Origin of the sequence: uncultured Paraglaciecola sp., assembly GCF_963977085.1 — a bacterium.
Lineage (GTDB): Bacteria > Pseudomonadota > Gammaproteobacteria > Enterobacterales > Alteromonadaceae > Paraglaciecola.
The window spans coordinates 1-23067 of the sequence record NZ_CAXBNC010000014.1; the positions used below are offsets into that span (position 1 = coordinate 1).

Sequence of the window (23067 nt, forward strand, 5' to 3'; positions counted from 1 at the left end):
GGACACCGCCCTTTCACGGCGGTAACAGGGGTTCGAATCCCCTTGGGGACGCCAAATATCAAAGCCGCTTAAGTAATTAAGCGGCTTTTTTATTGCTTTGAAAATACTGATAACCCAAGGGGGAGGCGGTAAAAACACAAGAGTGGAGTAATCTTTATGACTTTCATAACTGCCATCTTTTTGCATAATTGCAATTAATGGCTTATACCAATTACATCAAAGCACGCGGTCAATTAGGCAAAATATTTTTAAAAACAAATGTTTGACGCTGCTATGTTTAGTTGAAGGTTGTATTAATTTTGGTCAAGCTATAATTTATATTGCCGATATTTCTACTTGTTACATTACTGTTGTAAGGGGCTTTATTCGTGACAATTAATGATCTTTCCATCCGCGCTAAATTTGCCATTCCTTTGTTATCTATCACCTTAATGTTAATCCTAGTCAGTATACTGAGTCTTTGGTCTAATAATAAACTGACTCAAAATGTCGATAGATTGTCAGATACCTTCCTTAATTCCATTGAAGACGCGTTAAATGCGGATCGGGATTTATACCAAGCGTTAACTGCTAGCCAAAACTATTTGCTTAAAGTAAGCCTTGGAAATCAAGATGCCAGTGGTGAAATAGACAGTTTTAATGAAAATGCAAAACAAGCGCTTGACCGTATGAATAGTGCCAGAGCACTTTTAAAGGACTACCCAGAAGTTGAGCAGTCTATTGCATCCTTTGAAGCTCACTACAAAGCTTGGCTCTCAGAAGCGCAAAAGGTCTTTACTTTGGCAGATGCAGGTAACATAAAAGAAGCGGTGGAGTACGGCAGTAATCAAGTATTAGAAGATTTTGAATTGCTCAGAACCGATTACGATTTAATGGGCAGCAAAGCTAAAGCTGTCGCCGATAGGTTGACCTTAGAAGCCAAAGAGTCGAGCAGTTTTAAACAAACTATTTTATTGATACTAATTCTGTTTTCTTTGATTGTATGCGTAGTCAGTGTGGTGGTTGGCCCTAGACTCGTGACTACGCGAGTATTCGAACTAAATGATGTTATAAAAACTATAAGTGATGGGGAAGGGGATTTACGCTCGCGATTAAATACTAAAGGTAAAGATGAGTTGGCAACACTTGCACAGACCTTTAATGGACTTATGTCTAATTTACAAACCTTAATTATCGCCATTAAAAAGGATGCTGTGACACTTGATAACGTTGTGGACGATTTAAATGGTTCGACTAAAAAAAATCAAACAATTTCAGAAGACCAGTCTATAAATTTGCATCAAATTTCAGATGCAATGACACAAATGGGGCAAGCTATTCATGAAATTGCCCGCAATGCTCAAGTTGCTCAAAGTGAAACAGAAACAGTGAAACACAACACCGCCATGTCTACAGAAATTGTAGGCGAGACGGCTGTCAATATTAATCGATTATCTGACGCCATACTTTCTGCGAAAGAAGTCATTGGAAAACTCGCTACTGAGTCTAATCAAATCGTTCAAGTACTGGATGTTATTCGTTCTATTGCAGATCAAACAAATCTGTTAGCCCTCAATGCAGCGATAGAAGCTGCAAGAGCGGGAGAATATGGTCGTGGTTTTGCTGTGGTGGCAGATGAAGTTAGAACTTTGGCCAGTCGAACACAAAAATCTACTGAAGATATTCAAAAAATGATTGGTGGCTTGGAGCACGGTGTGGAAGAGGCTGTGAATGCTATTACTACTGGTTCGAGTCAAGTGGAAGATGTAGTAAACATGTCGCAACGACTAAATGACTCACTAAAATTGGTAAACGATTCGGTCACTGAAACTACTGGCATCATTATTCAGATAGCAGCGGCTACCGAAGAGCAAAGTGAAGTAGTCGATGATATTAATCGAACCATTGCATTACTCAATGGACTGTCTAACGAGAGTAATGAAGTCATTGTACAAACTAACACTGTTACCACTAATATTTCTCATTTAGCTAAAGATTTAAATGGCAATGTGGGACGTTTTAAAGTTTAAGCGAGTGCTAAAACATTAATAGCACTCCGTTTACGTAAAAATATGAACTATGTATTGTCACGAAGCGTTTTTGTTTGGCTATGACAATATACAATATCACTCATCGTCATCTGATTGTATTGCTTCAATATTTATAATGTTGGAGCGATTTAGGGTAATTTTAAAGCGTTGGCTTTGTTGTTGATTTTGGTTATCAGTGTGCATTAAAACAAGGTTGATTTGGTAACGACGTTCAACCGCTTGTTTGGTTATTTTACTGTTGTCGAGTGAATATAATCGGCCTTCCCCTTTTTTTAAGAAACGAATAAAGGGGGTTAAATTAAAATAAATAGTTTGTTGAATTTCATCGTAGCCGGGTAAGAAACTTTTAACGTTAACTTTAGTATCGCTACGAAAATGCAGTAATTGTGCTGCTTGCTTGTTTTGTTGTCGTCGAGTTTGCAGCAACTTATCTACTTGTTTGGGTAAATCTTTATTGCGAATGTATTCAAGCCAGATAGTTTGACTTGCGACCCGTGTTTTATTAATGCTATGACTGTAAATTATTTTCCATTTCGGCAGTCCTTTTTGAATCCACCGCCAAATGATACGGGTTATATCGTCCTTAAATATTTCCCTTAATCCGTAAATAACCCCCAACATACCAACCAATGCAATAGTGACTTCTGTAAAGTTAGTACGAGCGTTTAACACTAGCGCCATCACAAAAGTCATAATTAAGGCTGTAACGGTTCCACGCACTGCACGGTTTAAACTGGTATTAAGGTTTTTAAAGTCTTTTTGAAATACCACTCCATATTCAATTAGTCGCTGTAGTAATCGCATTTTATTGGTGATGCGATTTGGGTCCTCTAAGGTGACGTGTGAATTATAATGGTTCTCGTGGCGGTATTCATTTTCGCTACGGCAAAAGGCCAATAGAAAGTTTCTCTCACTGGTAAATTCACTACTTTTTGGGGCTCTCGATAGCAGTTTTAAAAATGATTGTTCTACTTGCCAACTGAGGTAGTTATCGGCATTTTCAAAATATGCCTTTAGCTTTTGATCGGGAGGTGTATACCTTCTAAGCTTTTTTAGTAATCCAGAAATTTGCTCTGCTATCTCTATAGCTTGGGGATAAAAATCCTCACTCTCTTTAAGCTTAAGGGTTTGTTTTATATCGGTATCTAAGGCAATACGAATTTGATAGGAAAACAGATTGAGGTTTAAGCGGTAATCACTTTGTTCTCCTTTTTGTTGGCTAATAAAACGACTTCGTACTAAAGGTAAATGCAGTTGATCTGAATAGTAAGCACTGCGGCTTTGTATACTGCTATGAAAATAGTGTTCTTCTGTTAAGGTTTTAGAGCTAATACCCATTTCATCCGGTAACGAAAAATATAGGTCGAACCTTTGCTGATCACTAGGCAATAACTGGTAACTGACTTTTAAAGAAAGATTTTCATCTTGGGTGAGTTTAATTTTATTCACTAATACTAGGTTCTCCTTGTTAGTTATTTTACTAAGTCTAGGGCGAATAATTATGCCTTAATTTTACCTTACAAAGGCGTTTCATTTAAATAAACCTTGCCTAAAGATAGTAAACTCGATTTAAACGGTTTTGGTCAACAGTATTTTTTGCAGCGAGTCCTAACGTATTTTTTAAAATTGCATGCTATAAAAGAACTTGGCGATCATCTATTCAAAAGCAAAGGGAAGTAACTATGAGTCGAGTCACAGGAATTGGCGGTATTTTTATCAAAGCACAGCATCCAGAAAAATTGCAGCAATGGTATAAGCAACATCTTGGAATAGACGTTCAGGTATGGGGCGGCACGTCATTTCGCTGGGTAGATAGTGCTGGCAACCCCACCGCTGGGACGACAGCTTGGATGATAGGTGATGGAGGCAATTTTGCACCAAGTGAAGCGCCCTTTATGGTCAACTATAGAGTATCCGATTTGTTAGTTCTGTTGGAAACACTGCGCGCTGAGCAATGCGAGGTGCTGGAGAAAACAGAAGAATCAGAATATGGAAAATTTGGTTGGGTTATGGACCCTGAAGGAAACAAGGTTGAATTATGGGAACCCCCTGCTGAAGAATAAAATTTTGGATTACCCTGAGGTCAATTTACTGAGCCAAAGGCGAATAAAACGTTGCTGTAGTCAGGCTATAGAACAAGTATAATTACTTATAGGTATATTTATTGGTTCTTTTTGAGTCTTGATTTACCAATGAAAATATAAGGTTTTACTGAGCTCTTTTGGAATAAATGAAAAACTTCAAAAATTAGTATACAAGACTTTTTGACACTTCTTGTCGCAGCTATAACTAAATAGGATAATGCCAGTATGCAATATCAACGACACGGTTTATCTATCGGAATTGAAAGAACAGGCAGTGAGTTTTTTCTTTCATTAAAAGCCCAAGGCACCTTAACTCACAAAGATTATGAAATTATTACTCCGTTAATTGATTCTGCATTGTCTGAAGTTAAGGAGCCAAAAGTGAAAGCCCTTATTGATGGCACTGAGTTGCAAGGGTGGGACGTCAGGGCAGCCTGGGATGATTTTAAAATAGGCTTAAAGCACGGTAATGAGTTTACAAAAGTGGCCATTTATGGGAATAAAAAGTGGCAAGAGTTGGCTGCGAAGGTCGGTAGTTGGTTTATTTCTGGCGACATTCAATATTTTGATAATGAAGTAGATGCAATTGCTTGGCTCAAAGCATAATTTTATATAAACATGGCATAATCGCCAAAATATAGTCACATCCCCCAGTGCATGCATCAATTAACTTGTGTGTACTACTAATTTAGCCTCTAACCTTAGTCAGGACACAAAACAATAAATGATAGATTATATAGCTGTTTTTATTACTTTTTTTGCTGTTATCGATCCCATAGGCACTATACCTGTGTTCTTAGCGGTAACAGATAAATATGAACCGAAAATAAAACGTCGTGTTGCCTTATTAGCAACAATTGTTTCGGCGTTTATCTTGGTGTTTTTTATTGCCGCTGGCGAGATATTATTGCGGGCTTTATCTATCCCACTTCCTGCATTTCAAATATCTGGAGGCATAGTGTTATTTCTATTTGCACTCAATATGATCTTTGGTGAAAGTAAACCTGAAGAAGAAATAAAATTGCTATCACAATCTCATAAAGAAACGGCAATTTTTCCATTAGCTGTCCCTTCAATTGCAAGCCCTGGGGCAATGTTAGCAGCGGTATTATTGACAAAAAACGCAGTGTTTACTGTGTGGGAGCAAATGCAAACGGGCTTAGTTGTGTTGTCGGTTTTGTTACTGACTTATGTATTGATGTTACTTTCTGGTTTTATCGTGCGTTTTATTGGCAGTAGCGGTGCCAGTGTAATCAGTCGGGTAATGGGGCTGATCCTTACATCTATCGCCACAACCAATATTTTATCTGGGTTTCATGATTATAACGTTTTATTGAAATCTTAAAGGCCTAAACAAACCTAACATTTGTAGGGGCGTTTAGGATGCCTTGGGTAGATGATACAAAATGGGTGTGAAGTATTGAGTAGTGTGATATTTAACTACTCAGTACTTCAGCAACCCAAAGTGAATACCCTCGTTTAACTGTTATAAAAACGACAATAACTCAGGGTCTAGTTGCATCAATGTTTTTGGATCAGCCATCATAGTTTTCGCTAATGATTTGGTTCTTGGCAATAAACGTTCAAAATAAAACTCAGCAGTTTTAATTTTAGCTCGATAGAAGTCGCGGTTTTCAACTTCACCGGCTAATTTTTCGTAAGCAGTTTGTGCCATTTGTGCCCAGAAATAACCCATAATGATATAACCAGAGTACATCAAATAATCCACTGAGGCTGAACCCACAAAATCTCTGTCATTTTTAGCTTTAAGGGCTAAACGCATAGTATATTGCTGCCAGTTGGCAACGTTTTTACTTAATGCCCATACATACTTATTCATTTGACGTTTGTGAGGGTTTTTAGAGATCATACTTTTATCTTTGCAGAAAACTAATATCTCTTTGCTGAACGCTTTTAACGATTTTCCACGGGTTAGTAATACTTTACGGCCCAATAAATCTAGTGCTTGAATCCCTGTTGTGCCTTCATACAAGGTTGATATACGCACATCGCGAACAATCTGCTCCATGCCCCATTCTTTGATGTAACCATGGCCTCCAAACACTTGCATTCCATGACTGGCACTTTCACAACCTAATTCTGTTAAAAAGGCTTTAAGAATGGGAGTGATGAAACCCAATCTATCATCTGCATTTTTACGTGCTTCTTCAGTTTTGGCCATCTCGATTTCATCAGCAATTTTAGCCGTGTAATACACCATGGCACGTCCGCCCTCGGCGATGGCTTTTTGAGTCATCAACATTTTGCGAACATCAGGATGTACAATGATAGGATCTGCAACTTTATCCGGGAATTTTTTACCGCTTAAGGCACGCATAGATAAACGGTCTTTGGCATATAATAGTGAGTTTTGATAAGCCAATTCCGACGCGCAGACACCTTGTAAGGCCGTTCCTACACGAGCAGTGTTCATAAAGGTAAACATACATTCTAAACCTTTATTTTCAGGGCCTATCAACACACCTTTAGCGTTATCAAAGTTTAACACTGCAGTAGATGAGGCTTTGATCCCCATTTTATCTTCAATGGCGCCACAAGTGACATTATTAGGCTCGCCTAAGTTTCCTTGAGCGTCGACTTGGATTTTTGGCACAATAAACAATGAAATACCACGCGTGCCTTCAGGCGCGCCAGGGAGGCGGGCTAAAACGATATGAATGATGTTCTCTGTTAAGTCGTGTTCTCCAGCAGAAATAAATATTTTTGTCCCTACTATGTCGTAAGTTCCATCGTCATTGGCAATGGCTTTGGTTTTTACTTGACCTAAATCTGTTCCACATTGAGGTTCAGTTAAACACATGGTGCCAGTCCATGTACCTTCGGTTAAACGAGTCAGGAATAATTCCTTTTGTTCATCTGTGCCGTGAGTCTGAATGGTGTTCATCGCACCATGACTTAAGCCAGGATACATAGCCCATGACCAGTTTGCTGTGCCCATCATCTCTTGTTTGGCCATGCCTAAAGATGGGGGTAAACCTTGACCACCATGTTCAACGGGATGAGATAGACTTTGCCATCCACCTTCGACATATTTGTTATACGCCTCTTTAAATCCTTTAGGTGTAGTGACAACACCATTGTCAAATTTACAGCCTTCTTTATCGCCACTTTGGTTTAAAGGTAATAGTTCGTTTTCACAAAACTTTGCACACTCTTGCAATATTGCATCTATTAGATCCGGTGTTGCTTCAGCGAATTCAGGGTATTTTTCATAATGAGAGTAATACTTAAATACATCTTCAATTAGAAACTTTATGTCCATAACAGGTGCTTTGTATTGCAACATTTGTCGAACTCCAAAAAAGGTAGGGTGGTAAAAATCTGTTTGCAGTATAACAGAAACTTTACTGGTCTTACCACTAGTGGGAAAATACTTTATTCAGTATTATTCTCCGATTGGTTTGTTGATTTTAGCGCATAGAGTTTGATGACTTCTGTTCGCTATCAGAGTGCTGTAGTCATGGGGGCGAGTCTAAAGTTGATTTACTTTAGGAGTTATAAAGCTGTCTGGCTGATGATTAACTTACAGACAGCTCTGGTTCTTCAACGTATTATGGGTAAACAATAGACTTTGATTTTACGCGATAAAATAGTTCATTATGAGTAACCTTAGCCCCAACGAAATTCAGTCACCTTGTGTCAGAAATTGCTGTTTAGATGACAAAGATATGTGTTTAGGGTGCTTTAGAGTAATAGATGAAATTTTAGTTTGGGGGCAAGCCGATAATAAACAAAAAGGCGAAATATTGGTGCTATGTGAAAGCCGTAAAAAAGAACATAAAAATCGCTACCCTTTTTAGTTTTCTTTTCGATTGAGGTGATTTTTAATTATCTTTTTTTGCTAAAATACTCAGCCTTACTTCCCACTGATATAAAACCCCGCAATGCATATTACTTTAGCCCCGATGGAAGGGGTAGTTGATCACCTAATGCGCGACATGTTGACCCAAATAGGTGGCTTTGACTTGTGCGTGACTGAATTTGTACGAATTGTTGATCAATTAATGCCCAAACGGGTGTTTTTTCGAATATGTCCTGAATTAAACAATCAAGGTTTTACCCCTAACGGTGTGCCAGTCAAAATCCAGTTGTTAGGTCAACATGGAGATTGGTTAGCGGAAAATGCGTTTCGCGCTGTTGAGTTAGGCTCTCACGGTGTGGATCTTAACTTTGGTTGTCCTGCTAAAACAGTTAACAAAAGTAAGGGGGGAGCGGTGTTACTGCGCGAGCCGGAAACGATTTATCAAATTGTCAGTGCGGTGCGTAATGCTGTACCTAAAGATCAGCCGGTGAGTGCCAAAATGCGTTTGGGTTTTGAAGATACTTCGTTGGCGATAGCCAATGCTCAGGCTATTGCTGATGCAGGCGCTGATTCCTTAGTGATTCATGCTCGCACTAAAGTCGATGGTTATAAGCCTCCTGCTTATTGGGAATGGATTGCAAAGATAAAGCAGCATATTGATATTCCTATTGTCGCTAACGGGGAAATCTGGAATGGTCATGATGCACACCATTGCCAACAGCAATCACAGTGTGAAAATGTCATGTTAGGTAGAGGTGCGTTAGCTATGCCTAATCTGGCTCAAGTTATAAAAAACACCGCAGAACCTATGCCATGGGAACAAGTTAAAGCACTACTGGTGCGATATTCAGGTTATGAACTCTTTGGTGATAAAGGTAAATATTACCCTAATCGAGTGAAACAATGGTTAGGTTATTTGAGCCGTCAATACCCACAAGCTGAAGCATTGTTTATGCGTATTCGTGCATTAAAAAGTGCCAACGACATATTGTTACAAATCCAATCCTAGTAAAATTCTTGAATTCTTATTAGGATTAATTACCAAAAACAAAGGTTGCTGTTTAAATACCTCATTGCGGCAGAATATCAGGGAAAAATATGAAACTTTTAGATTATAGGCCTCAGCTAATGTTAATAGCTGTTATTGCAAGTCTATTGGCCTTACAAGGTTGTTCTGACTCTGGAGCAGATAAAGAAAAAGAACCGGCCTTTCAAATTAATACCAATCCTTTTCCAAGCACCTACAAACCCATTGCCAATAACAGTGTTTTAATTATTAATGCGACAGTATTAGATGGAATTGGAGGCATTTTTAAAGACAGTTCCGTATTGATGCAAGATGGAAAAATTGTCGCTGTTGGCAATGATTTGTCCTTATTAGATGAGGGGGTGACTGTTGATGCAAAAGGTAAATGGGTTACCCCAGGCATTATTGATGTGCATAGTCACTTAGGTGTTTATCCTGCCCCAGGTGGCACTGCACATTCTGACGGAAACGAAGCGACTAATCCCGTGACAGCAGAAGTCTGGGCAGAGCATTCAATCTGGCCTCAAGATGCAGGTTTCCAACGGGCCTTAGCTGGTGGTGTCACTGTTATGCAAATTTTACCGGGCTCAGCCAATTTAGTTGGTGGGCGAGGTGTGACAGTCAAAAACTTGCCGGGCTCAACTGTGCAAGATATGAAGTTTCCTGATGCTCCCTATGGTATGAAAATGGCCTGCGGTGAAAACCCTAAAAGGGTATACGGCAAAAAAGGCGGTCCTTCTACACGTATGGGGAATGTGGCCGGTTACAGACAGGCTTGGGCCGATGCCCAACACTATCAGCGTACCTGGGACAAATACTATGCTGACCACGAGGCGGGTAAGAACGACGCTAAGGTACCGAAACGAGATCTCAAACTTGAAACCCTAGCGTTAGCATTAAAAGGAGAAATCCTTGTGCATATGCATTGTTATCGAGCTGATGACATGGCGACTATGCTAGATGTAATGAAAGAGTTTAATTACAAAATAGCGGCATTTCATCATGCAGTTGAGTCTTACAAAATTGCAGATCAACTCGCAGAGTCTGGCGTATGTTCCGCAATGTGGGCAGATTGGTGGGGGTTTAAATTAGAGGCCTATGATGGCATTCAAGAAAATATTCCTATGGTCCATGCCGCTAAAGCTTGTGCAATAGTACATTCTGACAGTGATTTGGGTATTCAAAGGTTAAATCAAGAAGCCGCAAAAGCTTGGGCCAACGGACGCCGAGCAGGAATTGATATTAGACAGGCAGATGCTTGGCAATGGTTATCAGCCAATCCAGCTAAGTCTTTGGGGATATTTGAGCAAACAGGCTCTTTGGAAAAAGGTAAAAATGCTGATGTGGTGATTTGGTCGGCGGATCCATTTTCTACCTATGCTCAAGCGGAGCATGTCTATTTAGACGGAGCACTAATTTATAACCGCAATGATCCTGCAACATGGCCTGTGAGTGATTTTGAATTAGGACAACCAGGTGAAGGAGACAGCAAATGATTAAATTAATTAAATATGTATTGTTTGCATGTACTTTGATGGCACTTGTGGTTGAAGCCAAAGACATTGCTATTGTGGGTGCTAAGGTGCATACCATGGCGTCGCAAGGAACACTCGACAACGCTACTGTTCTGATAAAAGACGGCAAAATTCAAAGTGTAATCAAAGATCAACTAGATCTTTCAGGGTACGAAATTATTAACGCCAATGGCAAAGTGGTAACGCCTGGGTTAATTGGCGCAAGCACGGCTTTGGGTTTAGTTGATGTGGGTTTTTCTGCCGGTACTAATGACAGTCATTCAAGTTTGACCAGTATCTCTAAGACTGGTGCGGCTTTTGATGTGTCTTATGCTATCAACCCTGACTCATCATTAATGGCGATTACGCGGATTGAAGGGGTGACTTCTGCTGCGACTTCTATGGGACGTACTGGACAGTTGTTTAATGGTCAAGGTGCCTTGATTACTTTAGGTGAGAGCAACGCTCCTGTAATGCAATCTCGGGCATTTATCAGCACTAGTGTTGGTAATGGTGGTGCTGACACTGTAGGTGGCTCTCGCAGTGTACTCTGGGTTAGCTTAGAAAAAGTACTGGCTGAAGCCAAGTTTGCTATTGGAAAGCTACTCACCCCCAGTACTGAATGGCACGGTGAATTGAGTCGCGCCGATATCGCTGCATTAATTCCTGTGGTTAAAGGCGAAATCCCACTTCTTGTTGATGCGCGCAGAGCGGCTGATATTCGTCAGGTTATTGCACTTAAACAACGACAACCACAACTCAAAATTGTGATCACCTATGCAACTGAAGGTTGGCGAGTGGCTCAGGAATTAGCAGATAATAATATTCCTGTGATCCTCGATCCTGAAGCTAATCTGCCGTTTGGTTTTGATCAATTGGGTTCAACCTTAAAAAATGCCGGCCGCTTAGCAGAGGCGGGAGTCAAAGTAAGTATTGGCATGGAAACCCACAATATTCGCTTAGCAAGACAACATGCAGGTAATGCCGTTGCTAATGGACTTAGTTGGGAACAAGGTCTTGCGGCCTTAACTATCAATGTGGCTAGGTTATATGGTATCGATGATAAGGTGGGTAGTCTCGAGGCAGGAAAACTAGCTGATGTGGTGATTTGGTCTGGCGATCCTCTTGAAATCACTGAAGCGGCTGAACTGGTACTGATAGCGGGAGCGCCAATTAGTATGCAGTCAAGGCAAAGTAAACTCAGAGATCGTTACTTAAAGCTACAAACAGCTAAACCAATGCAATATGTACGTCCTTAATTCTCAGTTTAAAAAGACAATAAAAAACCGAGCTAATAACTCGGTTTTTTTATCTTTATGAGATTTCACACACTCACATCGACGACTGTACCAACTCGTTGATCTGGACTCGGGGCGTCTGGCTGACTTTCTTGCGGTGCTGATGTTTCTAGCACTGCTTGTTGTTCAGCTCTATTGACCTGCTGCACTGAGCCTGTTTGAGTCGGTGTAATTTGCGCCAATGAACCTGCGCCTGATGAACCAATTTCCATACCGTACTCCTGTTCTTAAAAGAATGAATTTTAAGGGGATACTGAACTGATATTCTAGTTGTTTATTTTTTATTCTGCTAGGGGAGAATAATCTCACCTAAGGTCTTCTGCATGTCTTTGGCTATTATAACTTGTGCCTCCGCGTTTGGATGAATGCCATCTCTTTGCATTAAGCTTTTATCTAACGCAATGTTTTCTAAGAAAAAAGGCAGTAAAGTTACTTCATATTCCGTTGCTAAATCTGAATAGGTATTGGTAAACATACTGGTGTATCGTTTGCCATAATTAGCGGGAATTTGCATTTGCTGCAAAATGACTCTTACAGCACTTTTTTGCGATAATTGAATGATTTTTTCCAGATTTTTGCGCATTTTATTCACTGGATGGCCTTGTAAACCATCATTACCACCGAGCTCAACAAATATATGAGTTGGTTTATGTTGTGCTAATAATCTGGGCAATCTAGCAAGGGCACCATCCGTTGTTTCACCACTAATGGCACCATTAATTACTTTGATATCTTGATCTTGCCACGCATCTTGTAACAAACTTACCCAGCCTTGCTCTTGCTTTAGACCATAGGCAGCACTTAGGCTGTCACCTAGAATAAGTAATTTTGTTTCTTCGGCCCGCAACTGATCTGAAATCAGTAGTAAAGGTATAAAGATAAACAAGGTATAAATTTTATTTCGCAACGAATTGGTATTAAGAAACAACACTATGACTCCAACTACTATGATTAAGACAAACGGTATTAGCAAAACAGTTACTACGACTCAAGGTCAATTACAGATCCTCAAGCCAATTAGCTTCGAAGTCAAGGCGGGTGAGTCGGTTGCCATAGTCGGAGCGTCGGGTTCCGGTAAATCTACCTTACTTAGCTTGTTGGCCGGTTTGGATGAGGTGAGTGAAGGAGAGATATACCTTGATGGACAAGCTATGCAAAACATGGATGAAGAGCAGCGCGCCCAGCTTAGGGGCGCTAAAGTAGGCTTTATTTTTCAAAGCTTTATGCTGGTTCAAAGTTTAACGGCATTGGAAAATATTATGTTACCAGCTGAAATTGCTGGCCACGATGATGCGAAAAAAAGAGCCTTGAATATCTTAGAATTAGTGGGCCTTGAGCATAGAGCAAGTCACTATCCTAATCAGTTATCTGGTGGTGAACAACAACGAGTTGCCATAGCCCGCGCATTTATTTCGCAACCTAAAATTTTGTTTGCGGATGAACCCACAGGTAATTTAGATGCTGCTAACAGTGACAAAATTGAAAAATTATTATTTGAATTAAACCAAAATTCTCATACTACTTTGGTATTGGTGACTCACGACTCAGAGCTGGCAGGTAAATGCCAGCGTCAATTACATATGCAAGCGGGTGAGTTGACTGAGGTTTTTGCAAACTCTGCAACCGAGCAAGTCGCTCAAAAAGTAGGGTAGCGTTATGACCAATCATACTTTGAGTTTAGCTTGGCGACTATTTCGCCATGAAACTAAACGTGGTGAGTTAACGATAATTTTACTGGCCATTATTTTATCAGTTGCGTCAGTATTATCACTCTCCTTGTTCAGTGAACGACTTAAAACCGCATTAACCGAAAAAAGTGCCGAGTTCATTGCTGCCGACAGAGTGCTTGATTCAAACAAGCCAGTAGAGATTGAGTGGATAGAGAAAGCTCAGCAGATGGGTTTAAACACCGCCCACCAAACCTACGCTCGTTCCATGGTATTTGCTAACGATCAAATGGACTTAGTTGACCTAAGAGCGGCCGATAAAGGGTACCCACTTAAAGGTGTTGTCAAAGTTGCTGATGAGCCTTTTTCACAAGGTATTGCCATTGCCCAATTACCGGTATCTGGCGAGGCGTGGATTGAATCGCAGTTATTCCAGACTTTAGCCATTAAAATAGGTGACAGTATTGAAGTCGGAGACAAAATATTTAAAGTCAGCAAAGTATTAACCGAAGTGCCTGATGCAGGATTTAGTGTTTTTGGAGGTGATCCTAAAGTATTGATTTCAAAAGCCGATCTAGCTGCAACTAAGGTTGAAGGCCCTGGTAGTAGAATTAACTATAGCTATTTTTTTACTGGTGAAAGTGGGGTTTTAGATGACTATTATGATTGGCTCGAACCTCAACTCGACAGAGAGCTGCACGATTGGGATTCTATTGAAGATGATGAATCTGGTATTGGCCGAGCTGTGGGTAGGGCAGGACAATACTTTTTGTTGGCCAGTTTATTAGCCATTGTTTTAGCAGCTGTGTCAATTGCGGTGGCTGCGCAGCGCTACAGTATGCGGCATTATGATCCCGTTGCTATTATGAAAACCTTAGGTGCGCCTAAAAAAATGGTGCAGCAAATCTACCTTTTACAGATCCTTTTTATTACTACCCTAGGTCTTTTCATTGGGGTGATTTTGGGTTTTTTGATACAACAATTGGTTGTATCAGCTATTGCCGATAAAGTGGATGTGTCTATAGATGTGTGGCATTGGAGGCCACTAATTATTGCCATCTTTACAGGGACTGTGTGTGCAGTATTGTTTTCTTTATACCCATTAATGAAATTATTTTCAGTCTCTCCTTTGCGGGTTTTACGTCGAGACTTAGGTGCAAACTTAAGTTCGAGATTGATCCAATTTGTGGCGTCGGGCGGCGCGATATTTTTGTTGATGTGGGCCTACAGCCAAAATCTCAAAGTCAGTGCAATTTTGTTTGTCTCTGGGATACTTTTAGTCGTCAGTTTGTTGGGTGTTACTTATGGGTTAATTTGGGTAGGGCGTAAGCTGGGTCAAGGAAAAATGGGGGCATGGCAATTAGCGTGGGCAAGAATTCATCGCCGCGCTATGGACAACAGTGTGCAACTGATCAGTTTTGCGGTCACAATTATGCTGTTGTTGATTGTTTTGGTGATGCGCAACGACATGGTACAACAATGGCAAAACCAGTTGCCACAGGGGACTCCTAACTACTTCTTAGTGAATATTAGCCAAGCGCAACAACCCAATCTTCAGCAGCATTTTGCCAGCAACCAAGTTGTGATAGAGAAGTTTTACCCTGTTGTGCGTGGCAGATTTGTAGCTGTAAACGATGAAAAAGTCCGTACTGCAGTGTCTAAAGAAGACCCAGATGAACAAAACCGTGGCCGCGATGGATTAGGCAGAGAAGCCAATTTAACCTGGAGTAACACCCTGCAACAAGGCACCGAAGTGGTTGAAGGGAAATGGTTAGGTACAAATGATGATAATGACACTGCAGACGAGAGACCCTACGAAGTGTCAATCGAAGAAGGTATTGCAGAGCGCATGGATTTAAGTTTGGGCGATAAGTTAACCTTTAATATTGGCAGTGAAATCGTAGATCTTAAGGTGACCAGCATCAGGAATGTTAACTGGCAATCTATGCAGCCCAATTTTTTCTTTGTCATTGAACCTCGTGCGTTAAAGAGTTTTATTCCCACTTATATTTCGAGCTTTAATTTGCCAACTGAGCGCAAAGCCGACATCACGCAATTAATGAAACCTTTTGCAAATGTCACCTTGATAGATGTGGATGCGCGAATTAATCAACTGCGCAACATCGTTGATCAAGTTTCGTTGGCTGTTGAGTTTATCTTGATATTAGTGTTAGCTGCTGGCGCGCTAGTACTGATTGCACAAGTACAGGCCAGTATGGACGAACGTCAACAAGAACTGGCTATACTGCGTACCCTTGGTGCAAAAGGCAGACTGATAAGAGCGAGCGTGGTCTTTGAGTTTATCATCATTGGGGTGGTGGCAGGTGCAATGGCCGCCGCGGCCACTGAGTTCAGCTTGTATATGTTGCAAACCCAAATATTTCAAATGCCTGCGAGTTGGCATTTAGAGTATTGGGTGATAGCGCCTTTAGCTGGCGCCATAGTGGTAGGCATTCTTGGTGCGTTGGGGTGTTGGCGCTTATTATCACTCAACACCAGCCACCTATTGCGCCAGATGGTGTAGATAGATTTAAAAAGAAAGGAAAAAAGTTGATACCTCAGGGTATCAACTTTTTTAGACTGGCATCTAAAGCATAAAAATTTTATTTTCGAAAACAATCAAAGGCTTGAGCTATATTCGGATAGATAAATTTGTAACCACTTTCTTGTAGGCGTTTGGGTACAACTCTTTGGCCATATAACACTAAATCAGCCATTTCTCCCATCATCATTCTAAGTACAAAGCTAGGCACTCTAAAAAGACAGGGGCGTGACAGCGCCGAGGCAAGTTCACGGCTAAATTCTTGATTGGTAACAGGGTTGGGAGAGGTGAAGTTATATACTCCTTCACAACTTTTATTGGCAATTAAATGGGCGATACCTTGCAGCATATCTTCAAGGTGTATCCATGACATGTATTGCTTTCCATCACCAATTGGCCCGCCCAAGCCTAGTTTAAATGGCAACAGCATTTTCTGTAATGCGCCACCTCTTTTGGTGATCACCACCCCTGTACGTAGGATACACACTCGGGTTTTATCTGATTGAGCCTGCATAGCTAAAAACTCCCAACGCTCACAGAGTTGATGGCTAAATTCATCGTGAGCAGACGAAAAGTTTTCATCAATGATTTGATCTTGTTGGCGGCCATAAAACCCTATAGCAGAACCACTTATTAACAACTTAGGTGGGTTGTCTCCAGCATTAATCAAAGCGACTATTTTTTCAGTGATTGACCAGCGACTGTGTTCAATTTTTTGTTTTTGTTCATCAGTCCATTTTTTGGCGGCAATAGGCTCACCGGCTAAATTAATCACAACATCATAGTCATCGAGGTTGCTCAGGTGTGACAGGGTCGATAAAAAGTGAATTTTATGTCCTAGTATTTGTTCTGCCATGGCTACATTTCGGGTGTATACCGCTATATTACTTGGACGAAGTATGGGGATTAGGTTTGAACCAATTAGGCCTGAACCTCCGGTGATGAGTATTTTCATATGTCCCCTGATTACAACTAGGTTTTACTGCATGATAAACATAAAGAAACTGAGTCTGCGAACCGTAAAGCGTGGGGTTTATCCACTTCTACTTCAGCATAGTTCACTCTGGGATGTTCTGCCGCAATGTTGAGAACATCAGCAGTGAGCTTCTCAAGTAACGAAAATCGATTGTTTTCTACCAGCTTAATAATTCTTTTGGTTATGGTCTTGTAATTGAGGGCATCGTCCATTTCATCGGAGTCTGTTGCCTGATCAGCTTGGTAGTGTATTTTTACGTTTATGACTACATCTTGCATATTGACAATTTCGTCTTCGTTTATTCCAATATAAGTGCGCAAACGTAAATTTTTAATCCTGATGGTGGCTGGGTTGAGCTTCATACTTGTCCTAACGTGATTCTTTTGACTATGCGCTATAAAATACCATACAGATCTGATAGTTTTCTCACAAGATATTCATTTAGATACTTCCTATGCAAATTAAATCTCAAAGGTCCGTTAAGATACTACTGATTATGGCGTCCATCGTTATCATACTAGCAGGAGTCAAAGCTGCCAGTGCCATTGTTGTGCCATTTTTATTGTCTGTGTTTATTGCAATGGCCTGTAGCCCCATTATTACTTGGGCTAATCAACATAAATTGCCCAGAGCCATAGCCGTTGTATTTGTAATACTGATTATAGTGATTTTTGGATTGATTTTGGCTGGGTTAGTTGGGCAGTCGATGAATGAATTTAGTCAAAACCTACCCAAATACAGAGAGCAACTTGTGGGCGAGTTTGCTTGGGTAATTGGGCAACTTGATAACTTTAATATCAGTGTTGATAAACAAGCTTTGTTGTCATATTTAGATCCTGGTGCAGCCATGAATATGGCGACTAATGTCTTGTCTAGTTTAGGTGGCGTATTAACCAATTTTTTACTGATTTTACTGATCGTTGTTTTTATGTTGTTCGAAGCGGAATCAGTGCCACGGAAAATCCATATTGCACTGGATGATCCCAGTATGAAGATACAACAAATCGACAAATTTTTAGTGTCAGTTAAAAATTACTTAGTGATAAAAACATTAGTGAGTTTAGGAACCGGCCTAGTCATCGGAGTGTGGCTATATGTGTTAGGCGTCGACCACTTTTTACTATGGGCAGTATTGGCTTTTTTACTAAACTACATCCCCAATATTGGTTCAATTATTGCCGCTGTTCCAGCTGTTTTGTTAGCCTTCGTGCAACTTGGCCCTGCGACTGCCGGTTTTACTGCTTTGGGTTTTGTTGTATCCAATATGGTAATGGGCAACGTTGTCGAGCCTCGTTATATGGGGCGTGGTTTAGGTTTATCTACTTTGGTCGTATTTCTGTCTTTGATTTTCTGGGGATGGCTGTTAGGCACTGTAGGTATGCTGTTGTCAGTGCCCCTTACTATGATAGTCAAAATAGCATTAGAGTCGAGTCCAGACACTCGTTGGGTGGCTTTACTGCTAGCAAGTGACGATGATGATGCAATGGTAGAAGGTAAAGTTTTACTAGAAGAGCAGAAATAGCAACGCGTTTAACCTTTGATTATGTACCTAACAAACGACCCGATGTTTGCTAGGTACAATTTGCGTTAATCTCTAAACGCTTCACGCCAGTCTTGGTTTTCAGGTCCAACGAGCACTATTTTTTTGAATGTTGCGAGTCCGGTATTGTGGGCACCTCTGCGTATTTTGACTTCCAGTACATAATGGGCACTTCTACTGTTTGCTGAAGGTCGTTGGTTGATTGTATAACTACCACCTATTTCGATACTGCGTACGCTCCATAGTGGGTTTAATCGTTTACCTGCGAATAGGTGAAATCGGGCATAACTATTGATCACTCCTACCTCAGTAATCTCCCAAAAATTACTATTAATTAAAGTACCTAACTGCATGTTGATACCTGCACTATAGCGAGATGTATTGGGTACTTGTTGTAGTCTGTTTTGTTGATTTCGATAATAACTGACTCCCCATACATCATTGCCGTCTTTCCTACCTGTGGCACCTTCTGGATAAAATTCAAAGCCTTGTCTCATGGCCTCTGCCCAAGCCATAATTCCGGGCACCTCAAACTCTATCAATTTGATGTTTTTTGTGGGTAATTTTACAATCGGTTTTTCAATCTTTGTTGGCTGTTCGGTATTGATGGTAATGGGTCTCTGAGGCTTAACTACCGCATTGGCAGTCCCTAAAATGAACAAAATAAGGTAACTAGTCCAAGCAACTTTTAAAGTGTTTCTCATTACATGTCCTCCTGTTGTGAGCTGGTTGCAGGCGCTTCATACTTGAGCCATTGACTCAATGCTAATTTGTTACCTTTTTCGTCAAAGGCCGATATTCGCCATTGGCTAGGTGAGTTCATCATTGACTCGGAGATCCAAGGAGGTGGATCATAATGTGCGTCACGTCCATCAATTAAGGCACTAAAGGTCTGTTGTCCCTGAGTGTTAATTTCTAACTTGTAGGTTTTCGCATGGCTATATTTAAGCCAATTCAAGCGCAGGCTTATTTGACTATTAGGCGCTAGAACAGGTTGAAATAGGGTTATGGATTTATCTAAACCTGCATGTATTCTGGCCTGCAATACGTCATCATCGGTTGCTACATAATAACGCAGTATCGGCATGGCAAAGCCTGATACGCCACCACTGATACTCACTCCCACGCCTGTATCTGAATTACCTTCTGTATCTCTTGTCGCTTCTATCCGTAATAATATTTGGTACGCGCCTATGCCTTGATTAGGGAGCAATTGAGGATCGGGTCCTTTTAACGTCATTTTGCCCGTTGGCGGAAGAAATACATCAAATCGCTGTAACAAGGTATAACGTTTTTGTAAGCCTCGTTGCTCTACAGGTAAGTTGGCTTCAGGGAGTAGATCCATTTCATTGGGTTCAAGGTCGCCTGGCAATACTATTTCCCAACGTCCTTTTAAGCGCCCCGTGCCGTTGAATAAAATGTCTGTCTGAATCGCGGGCATTGTTTGTCCTTGAGCGACTAAATGTACTGAAGGTTTTCCTTGTTCGCTAATAAAATATGGATGTACTTGAGTAAGCGCAAAAGGCACTCGTGCACCTCCATTACTCATGCGGCAAGTAACCGCTATGTACTGTGTTGCACCATTTGATTCGAATTTACGCACATAGAAAAATGACGAGTTATCGCCAGCTCGTGCACTTTGCATGGCTCGCCTAGCAACAGACGCGGGAATGGTCATCACGTCTGTAAAATTTTGCCCCCACAAGTCATTGTTCTCTATATTAGGAAACCCTAAGCTTGGTCTAGCTTGGGTCAGTGCTTTAGGTAGTTGACCAAAAAAAGTGCCCGCCACACAAGGATTGGTTGCAGTAACCGTATTTGCGGCCACATTGATTTGGCCACACCAAAATGCGTCTTGAGATGTTTGCCCTGCGGTGCCTCTAAAGGTTAAAAATACCGAGGTGACGCCTGTAGCATTAACGTTTACGCCACTGGGATTGACAGAATTGACTGCATAAGTTTTATTGACTAGCAGTAACGTTAACAAAATTAAATATTGAGTTTTCATCCTGATACTCCTAAAAAGTTAGACTGATGCCAGAGGTAATATTCCAGTCTTGGGCGAAGGTGTTAAATGCAAAAATATTGTCTTGGGATTCGTTGCGTTGTTTGGCGTATCGTAAATACCATTGGCCTGGGACTTCACGGCCATAAAGGTTGTACGACCATTGGTGATCCAGCCCTATATTTATAGTCAGGGCATTGGAGGTACTTAATCCAAAATTGTCATAGTCTTTATTTAGACTGCTCCCTAGGTTAATTCTCCAATCGGACGACAAACTATAATTCATCACTAGTGCAGCATTATTATTGTAAAAAACGGTATTGTTTTCCTGATCGAAATTACGTGCTCGTCCCAAATCTAAATTGAGCATTAGCGATGCAAACATTTGAAAACTTTGATTAATACTATGATTAACCCTAGATAAGTCTGCTTCTTGCCGACCAATCTGGCGGTTGTCTTGATGAGAATAAGAAAGGTTGTAACCCAAAGTATAAGTATCCAAGGACCAATTTGCCGACAACTCTAATATCTCAGTGACTTGATCTGGCAAATGGCTATCAGCATTAAAATCCGATAATTCTGTCGCAGGCATATTGATTGCCATTTGATGTACTTTTTGCAAATTAACATTGAGACTGGGCAGGTAGTGGTTGAGCTCAAACGTTTCGGATAGAAAGGCATTAGCAAGCTCTATGTTGTAATTCAGGGAATGACTTTTAGTATTTGATGTTAAAATTGAAGGAATACGGTCAATATTGTTTTCGGTTTCAGTAAACGCATATTGCCATTGACCGGATACTAACTCCCCCCTTAATCCAAGGCGCGCAACCTTTTGGTCGGCAGAAGGTCCTGCAGCAATCACTCGATACAAGGCATCCGTTTTATCTAGTCCTACATTTAGGCTTGCGGTGAAAAACCGTGTCCCTTGTTCATTTTGAGTGAGCAAATCGAGTTCTAAATTGACCTGATAAGCTTGGTCTGTTGATTGCTCTACCGCTACTAGTTCAAATTCATCCCCCGATAACAAAGCCTTGTCAATTGGATTGGTAAAACGGCTACTGGCAAATACGCCATCAAAACGAACTCTGCCTTCCCATAATTGACTGATAATACGTAATCCCCAGCCCTGATTTTTTTCTACATCTGACACTTGCCCCACAGCAAAATCATCTATGGCTTGCACTTGAGCATCGACGTAAGACATTTCTATTCTTAATTTACCCGGCTCATTAGGAAACATTTCTGCACCCAAAGTACTGGCAGCAATACGATGTTGACTGTTCTGTTGACCAAAAAAGTTATTCCATCCAACAATGGCACTACCGTTTTGCTGCGTGAAAGCAATGTCGAATATTGAGTTAAATTGATAACCCAAATGAACGCCTCGATTGGATAAATTATCCACCAGTAAAGGATTTGAACCAAAACCAGTATGACCAACACTGAAGCTAGCTTTGCCTTTTTCAACGGACACTAAATAATCACTTAAATCGATTTTGTCAGCTTGCTCACCACGTTCATAAAATCGCAACGCATTTTCTTGTTTAGTTGTGCCGACAATATTGGCTTGGGAGTGAATGCTTAAATCTTTACGAGTGTGCTGTGAATCAACACTTAGCTGCATATTTCCAACATAAAAACGGTTTTGTTCAGGTTTAAAGGCATCTCCCTTATAGTCGGTATCTAGTTGTGCATCCACGGCAACAGAGCCATTTACAGTCCAATTCGCGGTTTCAAATCCAGAGCTTGTTAATACCTTAATTTCTTGATTGTGAATTTCTTGCCACTGGCCAGAATTAACTTTATAAACGATTAAAGTGTTGATACCACTAGGTACATCAAAACCATGGCCTTGATAACTAAATTGGCTAGTCCCAGTTTGTTTAAATCGGCTAGTTACATCGTTGTTATTCAATAAAAAACGAAACTGTTTAGTCGATACACTCGTTTCAATCTTGACTACTAAAGCTTGTTTTGCAGAGTTCCACTCTTGACCAAAACTGGCTGCTGGGTACAAAGCGATAGTCGACGAGATGTAAATAGAAGCTTTTAAATACTTCATAATGACTCTCCCTGTAAATAAGCAGGTTGCTTTTCGTTTGTAAACAACCTGCTTGCTTGGGTATAAATGACTAACGAGTAACTCTTGTACTAGGTGCCTTCGAATCTGCAGGAACGTTTTTGTAACATCGATCAGTACCATTTCTAACTTCTAATCCATATCCTGTAGAGCACGCTAGGGGGACTGAATTGGTATTAGTGACGGGGCCCAATTTGAACGTGCCTACACACTTATCTGCTTTACCTTCATGATCGGTTTTTAAGAAGTGACCAACGGATTTTTTGAGGATAGAGATATAGACACTGGCGCATTTATTAGGCAATTTATAAATTTTGCTCGCGGCTTTAAAACACCTAGCACTGTCATTGCCATTTGTTTCAAATGAATAACCATTTTGACATTTATAAAAGGATGCCGAATGGCTAGGGGGGCTGTAGCTCAATAGAAACATTCCTGTGACTAAAGCGAGTGTAATCAATGATGTGATTTTCATAACTTT

The 23067-nt window shown here is 40.7% G+C and carries 22 protein-coding genes; 11 read left to right on the forward strand and 11 right to left on the reverse strand.

Features of this window, described 5'->3' with window-relative positions:
- Positions 1 to 186, reverse strand: a 186-nt coding sequence (locus tag AAC000_RS15375; RefSeq protein WP_339723802.1) for a hypothetical protein, incomplete at its 3' end; no start/stop codon positions are given.
- A 182-nt stretch (positions 187 to 368) separates the two neighbouring features.
- Here AAC000_RS15375 and AAC000_RS15380 point away from each other — a divergent pair.
- Complete coding sequence (locus tag AAC000_RS15380) at positions 369 to 2009, forward strand: methyl-accepting chemotaxis protein (RefSeq protein ID WP_339723803.1); 1641 nt, start codon at positions 369 to 371, stop codon at positions 2007 to 2009.
- Positions 2010 to 2105: 96 nt separating this feature from the next.
- On the opposite strand, the gene AAC000_RS15385 is transcribed toward AAC000_RS15380, so the two are convergent.
- Positions 2106 to 3479, reverse strand: a complete 1374-nt coding sequence (locus tag AAC000_RS15385; RefSeq protein WP_339723805.1) for a hypothetical protein — start codon at positions 3477 to 3479, stop codon at positions 2106 to 2108.
- A 233-nt stretch (positions 3480 to 3712) separates the two neighbouring features.
- On the opposite strand from AAC000_RS15385, the gene AAC000_RS15390 reads away from it, so the two are divergent.
- From AAC000_RS15390 to AAC000_RS15400, 3 genes are all read left to right on the forward strand, one after another.
- Complete coding sequence (locus tag AAC000_RS15390; RefSeq protein WP_339723807.1) at positions 3713 to 4093, forward strand: VOC family protein; 381 nt, start codon at positions 3713 to 3715, stop codon at positions 4091 to 4093.
- A gap of 246 nt (positions 4094 to 4339) precedes the next feature.
- Positions 4340 to 4720 (forward strand): STAS/SEC14 domain-containing protein, encoded by a 381-nt coding sequence (locus tag AAC000_RS15395; protein ID WP_339723808.1) that lies wholly within the window; start codon positions 4340 to 4342, stop codon positions 4718 to 4720.
- Positions 4721 to 4838: 118 nt separating this feature from the next.
- A complete protein-coding gene (locus AAC000_RS15400) occupies positions 4839 to 5459 on the forward strand; it encodes a MarC family protein (protein WP_339723809.1) in 621 nt (206 codons plus the stop codon).
- Positions 5460 to 5600: 141 nt separating this feature from the next.
- On the opposite strand, the gene AAC000_RS15405 is transcribed toward AAC000_RS15400, so the two are convergent.
- Positions 5601 to 7421, reverse strand: coding sequence for an acyl-CoA dehydrogenase C-terminal domain-containing protein (locus AAC000_RS15405; protein WP_339723811.1), 1821 nt, complete (start codon positions 7419 to 7421; stop codon positions 5601 to 5603).
- A 313-nt stretch (positions 7422 to 7734) separates the two neighbouring features.
- On the opposite strand from AAC000_RS15405, the gene AAC000_RS15410 reads away from it, so the two are divergent.
- The 4 genes from AAC000_RS15410 to AAC000_RS15425 all read left to right on the forward strand — a co-directional run bounded on the left by AAC000_RS15410 (position 7735) and on the right by AAC000_RS15425 (position 11737).
- Positions 7735 to 7935, forward strand: coding sequence for a DUF1289 domain-containing protein (locus AAC000_RS15410; protein ID WP_339723812.1), 201 nt, complete (start codon positions 7735 to 7737; stop codon positions 7933 to 7935).
- Positions 7936 to 8019: 84 nt separating this feature from the next.
- Positions 8020 to 8946, forward strand: a complete 927-nt coding sequence (locus tag AAC000_RS15415) for a tRNA-dihydrouridine synthase (RefSeq protein ID WP_339723814.1) — start codon at positions 8020 to 8022, stop codon at positions 8944 to 8946.
- 89 nt (positions 8947 to 9035) lie between these two features.
- Positions 9036 to 10460 (forward strand): amidohydrolase, encoded by a 1425-nt coding sequence (locus tag AAC000_RS15420; RefSeq protein WP_339723815.1) that lies wholly within the window; start codon positions 9036 to 9038, stop codon positions 10458 to 10460.
- A complete protein-coding gene (locus tag AAC000_RS15425; RefSeq protein ID WP_339723816.1) occupies positions 10457 to 11737 on the forward strand; it encodes an amidohydrolase family protein in 1281 nt (426 codons plus the stop codon). Before AAC000_RS15420 ends, AAC000_RS15425 begins: the two co-directional genes overlap by 4 nt.
- 65 nt (positions 11738 to 11802) lie before the next feature.
- On the opposite strand, the gene AAC000_RS15430 is transcribed toward AAC000_RS15425, so the two are convergent.
- Complete coding sequence (locus tag AAC000_RS15430; protein ID WP_339723817.1) at positions 11803 to 11988, reverse strand: hypothetical protein; 186 nt, start codon at positions 11986 to 11988, stop codon at positions 11803 to 11805.
- 77 nt (positions 11989 to 12065) lie between these two features.
- Complete coding sequence (locus AAC000_RS15435; protein WP_339723819.1) at positions 12066 to 12707, reverse strand: arylesterase; 642 nt, start codon at positions 12705 to 12707, stop codon at positions 12066 to 12068.
- A 16-nt stretch (positions 12708 to 12723) separates the two neighbouring features.
- On the opposite strand from AAC000_RS15435, the gene AAC000_RS15440 reads away from it, so the two are divergent.
- Together AAC000_RS15440 and AAC000_RS15445 are read left to right on the forward strand one after the other, a co-directional pair.
- On the forward strand, positions 12724 to 13428 hold the full coding sequence (locus tag AAC000_RS15440; protein WP_339723972.1) for an ABC transporter ATP-binding protein: 705 nt from the start codon (positions 12724 to 12726) through the stop codon (positions 13426 to 13428).
- 4 nt (positions 13429 to 13432) lie between these two features.
- Positions 13433 to 15967, forward strand: a complete 2535-nt coding sequence (locus AAC000_RS15445; protein ID WP_339723821.1) for an FtsX-like permease family protein — start codon at positions 13433 to 13435, stop codon at positions 15965 to 15967.
- A gap of 79 nt (positions 15968 to 16046) precedes the next feature.
- Here the strand turns inward: AAC000_RS15445 and AAC000_RS15450 are convergent, their stop codons facing one another.
- Both AAC000_RS15450 and folX read right to left on the reverse strand, forming a co-directional pair.
- Positions 16047 to 16940 carry a TIGR01777 family oxidoreductase gene (locus AAC000_RS15450; RefSeq protein WP_339723823.1) on the reverse strand — a complete coding sequence of 298 codons (894 nt, stop codon included), beginning with the start codon at positions 16938 to 16940 and terminating at the stop codon, positions 16047 to 16049.
- A gap of 17 nt (positions 16941 to 16957) precedes the next feature.
- Positions 16958 to 17323 (reverse strand): dihydroneopterin triphosphate 2'-epimerase, encoded by a 366-nt coding sequence (gene folX / locus AAC000_RS15455; RefSeq protein WP_339723825.1) that lies wholly within the window; start codon positions 17321 to 17323, stop codon positions 16958 to 16960.
- Between the two features lie 92 nt (positions 17324 to 17415).
- On the opposite strand from folX, the gene AAC000_RS15460 reads away from it, so the two are divergent.
- Positions 17416 to 18483, forward strand: coding sequence for an AI-2E family transporter (locus AAC000_RS15460; RefSeq protein WP_339723826.1), 1068 nt, complete (start codon positions 17416 to 17418; stop codon positions 18481 to 18483).
- Positions 18484 to 18548: 65 nt separating this feature from the next.
- Here the strand turns inward: AAC000_RS15460 and AAC000_RS15465 are convergent, their stop codons facing one another.
- The 4 genes from AAC000_RS15465 to AAC000_RS15480 all read right to left on the reverse strand — a co-directional run bounded on the left by AAC000_RS15465 (position 18549) and on the right by AAC000_RS15480 (position 23061).
- Entirely contained in the window at positions 18549 to 19205 is a 657-nt protein-coding gene (locus AAC000_RS15465; protein WP_339723828.1) for a hypothetical protein, read from the reverse strand.
- The gene (locus AAC000_RS15470) at positions 19205 to 20509 is read right to left on the reverse strand and encodes a hypothetical protein (protein WP_339723829.1); all 1305 of its coding nucleotides are present in this window, start codon (positions 20507 to 20509) and stop codon (positions 19205 to 19207) included. The genes AAC000_RS15465 and AAC000_RS15470 overlap by 1 nt, the downstream gene beginning before the upstream one ends.
- 10 nt (positions 20510 to 20519) lie before the next feature.
- The gene (locus AAC000_RS15475) at positions 20520 to 22568 is read right to left on the reverse strand and encodes a hypothetical protein (RefSeq protein ID WP_339723831.1); all 2049 of its coding nucleotides are present in this window, start codon (positions 22566 to 22568) and stop codon (positions 20520 to 20522) included.
- 70 nt (positions 22569 to 22638) lie between these two features.
- Entirely contained in the window at positions 22639 to 23061 is a 423-nt protein-coding gene (locus tag AAC000_RS15480) for a hypothetical protein (protein WP_339723833.1), read from the reverse strand.
- Between the last annotated feature and the right edge of the window lie 6 nt (positions 23062 to 23067).

Excerpts from the sequence above, each read along its gene's own strand:
- AAC000_RS15390 (WP_339723807.1), top strand. The coding sequence starts at position 3,713 with ATGAGTCGAGTCACAGGAATTGGCGGTATTTTTATCAAAGCACAGCAT.
- AAC000_RS15395 (WP_339723808.1), top strand. The coding sequence starts at position 4,340 with ATGCAATATCAACGACACGGTTTATCTATCGGAATTGAAAGAACAGGC.
- AAC000_RS15400 (WP_339723809.1), top strand. The coding sequence starts at position 4,839 with ATGATAGATTATATAGCTGTTTTTATTACTTTTTTTGCTGTTATCGAT.
- AAC000_RS15405 (WP_339723811.1), bottom strand. The coding sequence starts at position 7,421 with ATGTTGCAATACAAAGCACCTGTTATGGACATAAAGTTTCTAATTGAA.
- AAC000_RS15410 (WP_339723812.1), top strand. The coding sequence starts at position 7,735 with ATGAGTAACCTTAGCCCCAACGAAATTCAGTCACCTTGTGTCAGAAAT.
- AAC000_RS15415 (WP_339723814.1), top strand. The coding sequence starts at position 8,020 with ATGCATATTACTTTAGCCCCGATGGAAGGGGTAGTTGATCACCTAATG.
- AAC000_RS15420 (WP_339723815.1), top strand. The coding sequence starts at position 9,036 with ATGAAACTTTTAGATTATAGGCCTCAGCTAATGTTAATAGCTGTTATT.
- AAC000_RS15425 (WP_339723816.1), top strand. The coding sequence starts at position 10,457 with ATGATTAAATTAATTAAATATGTATTGTTTGCATGTACTTTGATGGCA.
- AAC000_RS15430 (WP_339723817.1), bottom strand. The coding sequence starts at position 11,988 with ATGGAAATTGGTTCATCAGGCGCAGGTTCATTGGCGCAAATTACACCG.
- AAC000_RS15440 (WP_339723972.1), top strand. The coding sequence starts at position 12,724 with ATGATTAAGACAAACGGTATTAGCAAAACAGTTACTACGACTCAAGGT.
- AAC000_RS15445 (WP_339723821.1), top strand. The coding sequence starts at position 13,433 with ATGACCAATCATACTTTGAGTTTAGCTTGGCGACTATTTCGCCATGAA.
- AAC000_RS15450 (WP_339723823.1), bottom strand. The coding sequence starts at position 16,940 with ATGAAAATACTCATCACCGGAGGTTCAGGCCTAATTGGTTCAAACCTA.
- folX (WP_339723825.1), bottom strand. The coding sequence starts at position 17,323 with ATGAAGCTCAACCCAGCCACCATCAGGATTAAAAATTTACGTTTGCGC.
- AAC000_RS15460 (WP_339723826.1), top strand. The coding sequence starts at position 17,416 with ATGCAAATTAAATCTCAAAGGTCCGTTAAGATACTACTGATTATGGCG.
- AAC000_RS15465 (WP_339723828.1), bottom strand. The coding sequence starts at position 19,205 with ATGAGAAACACTTTAAAAGTTGCTTGGACTAGTTACCTTATTTTGTTC.
- AAC000_RS15470 (WP_339723829.1), bottom strand. The coding sequence starts at position 20,509 with ATGAAAACTCAATATTTAATTTTGTTAACGTTACTGCTAGTCAATAAA.
- AAC000_RS15475 (WP_339723831.1), bottom strand. The coding sequence starts at position 22,568 with ATGAAGTATTTAAAAGCTTCTATTTACATCTCGTCGACTATCGCTTTG.
- AAC000_RS15480 (WP_339723833.1), bottom strand. The coding sequence starts at position 23,061 with ATGAAAATCACATCATTGATTACACTCGCTTTAGTCACAGGAATGTTT.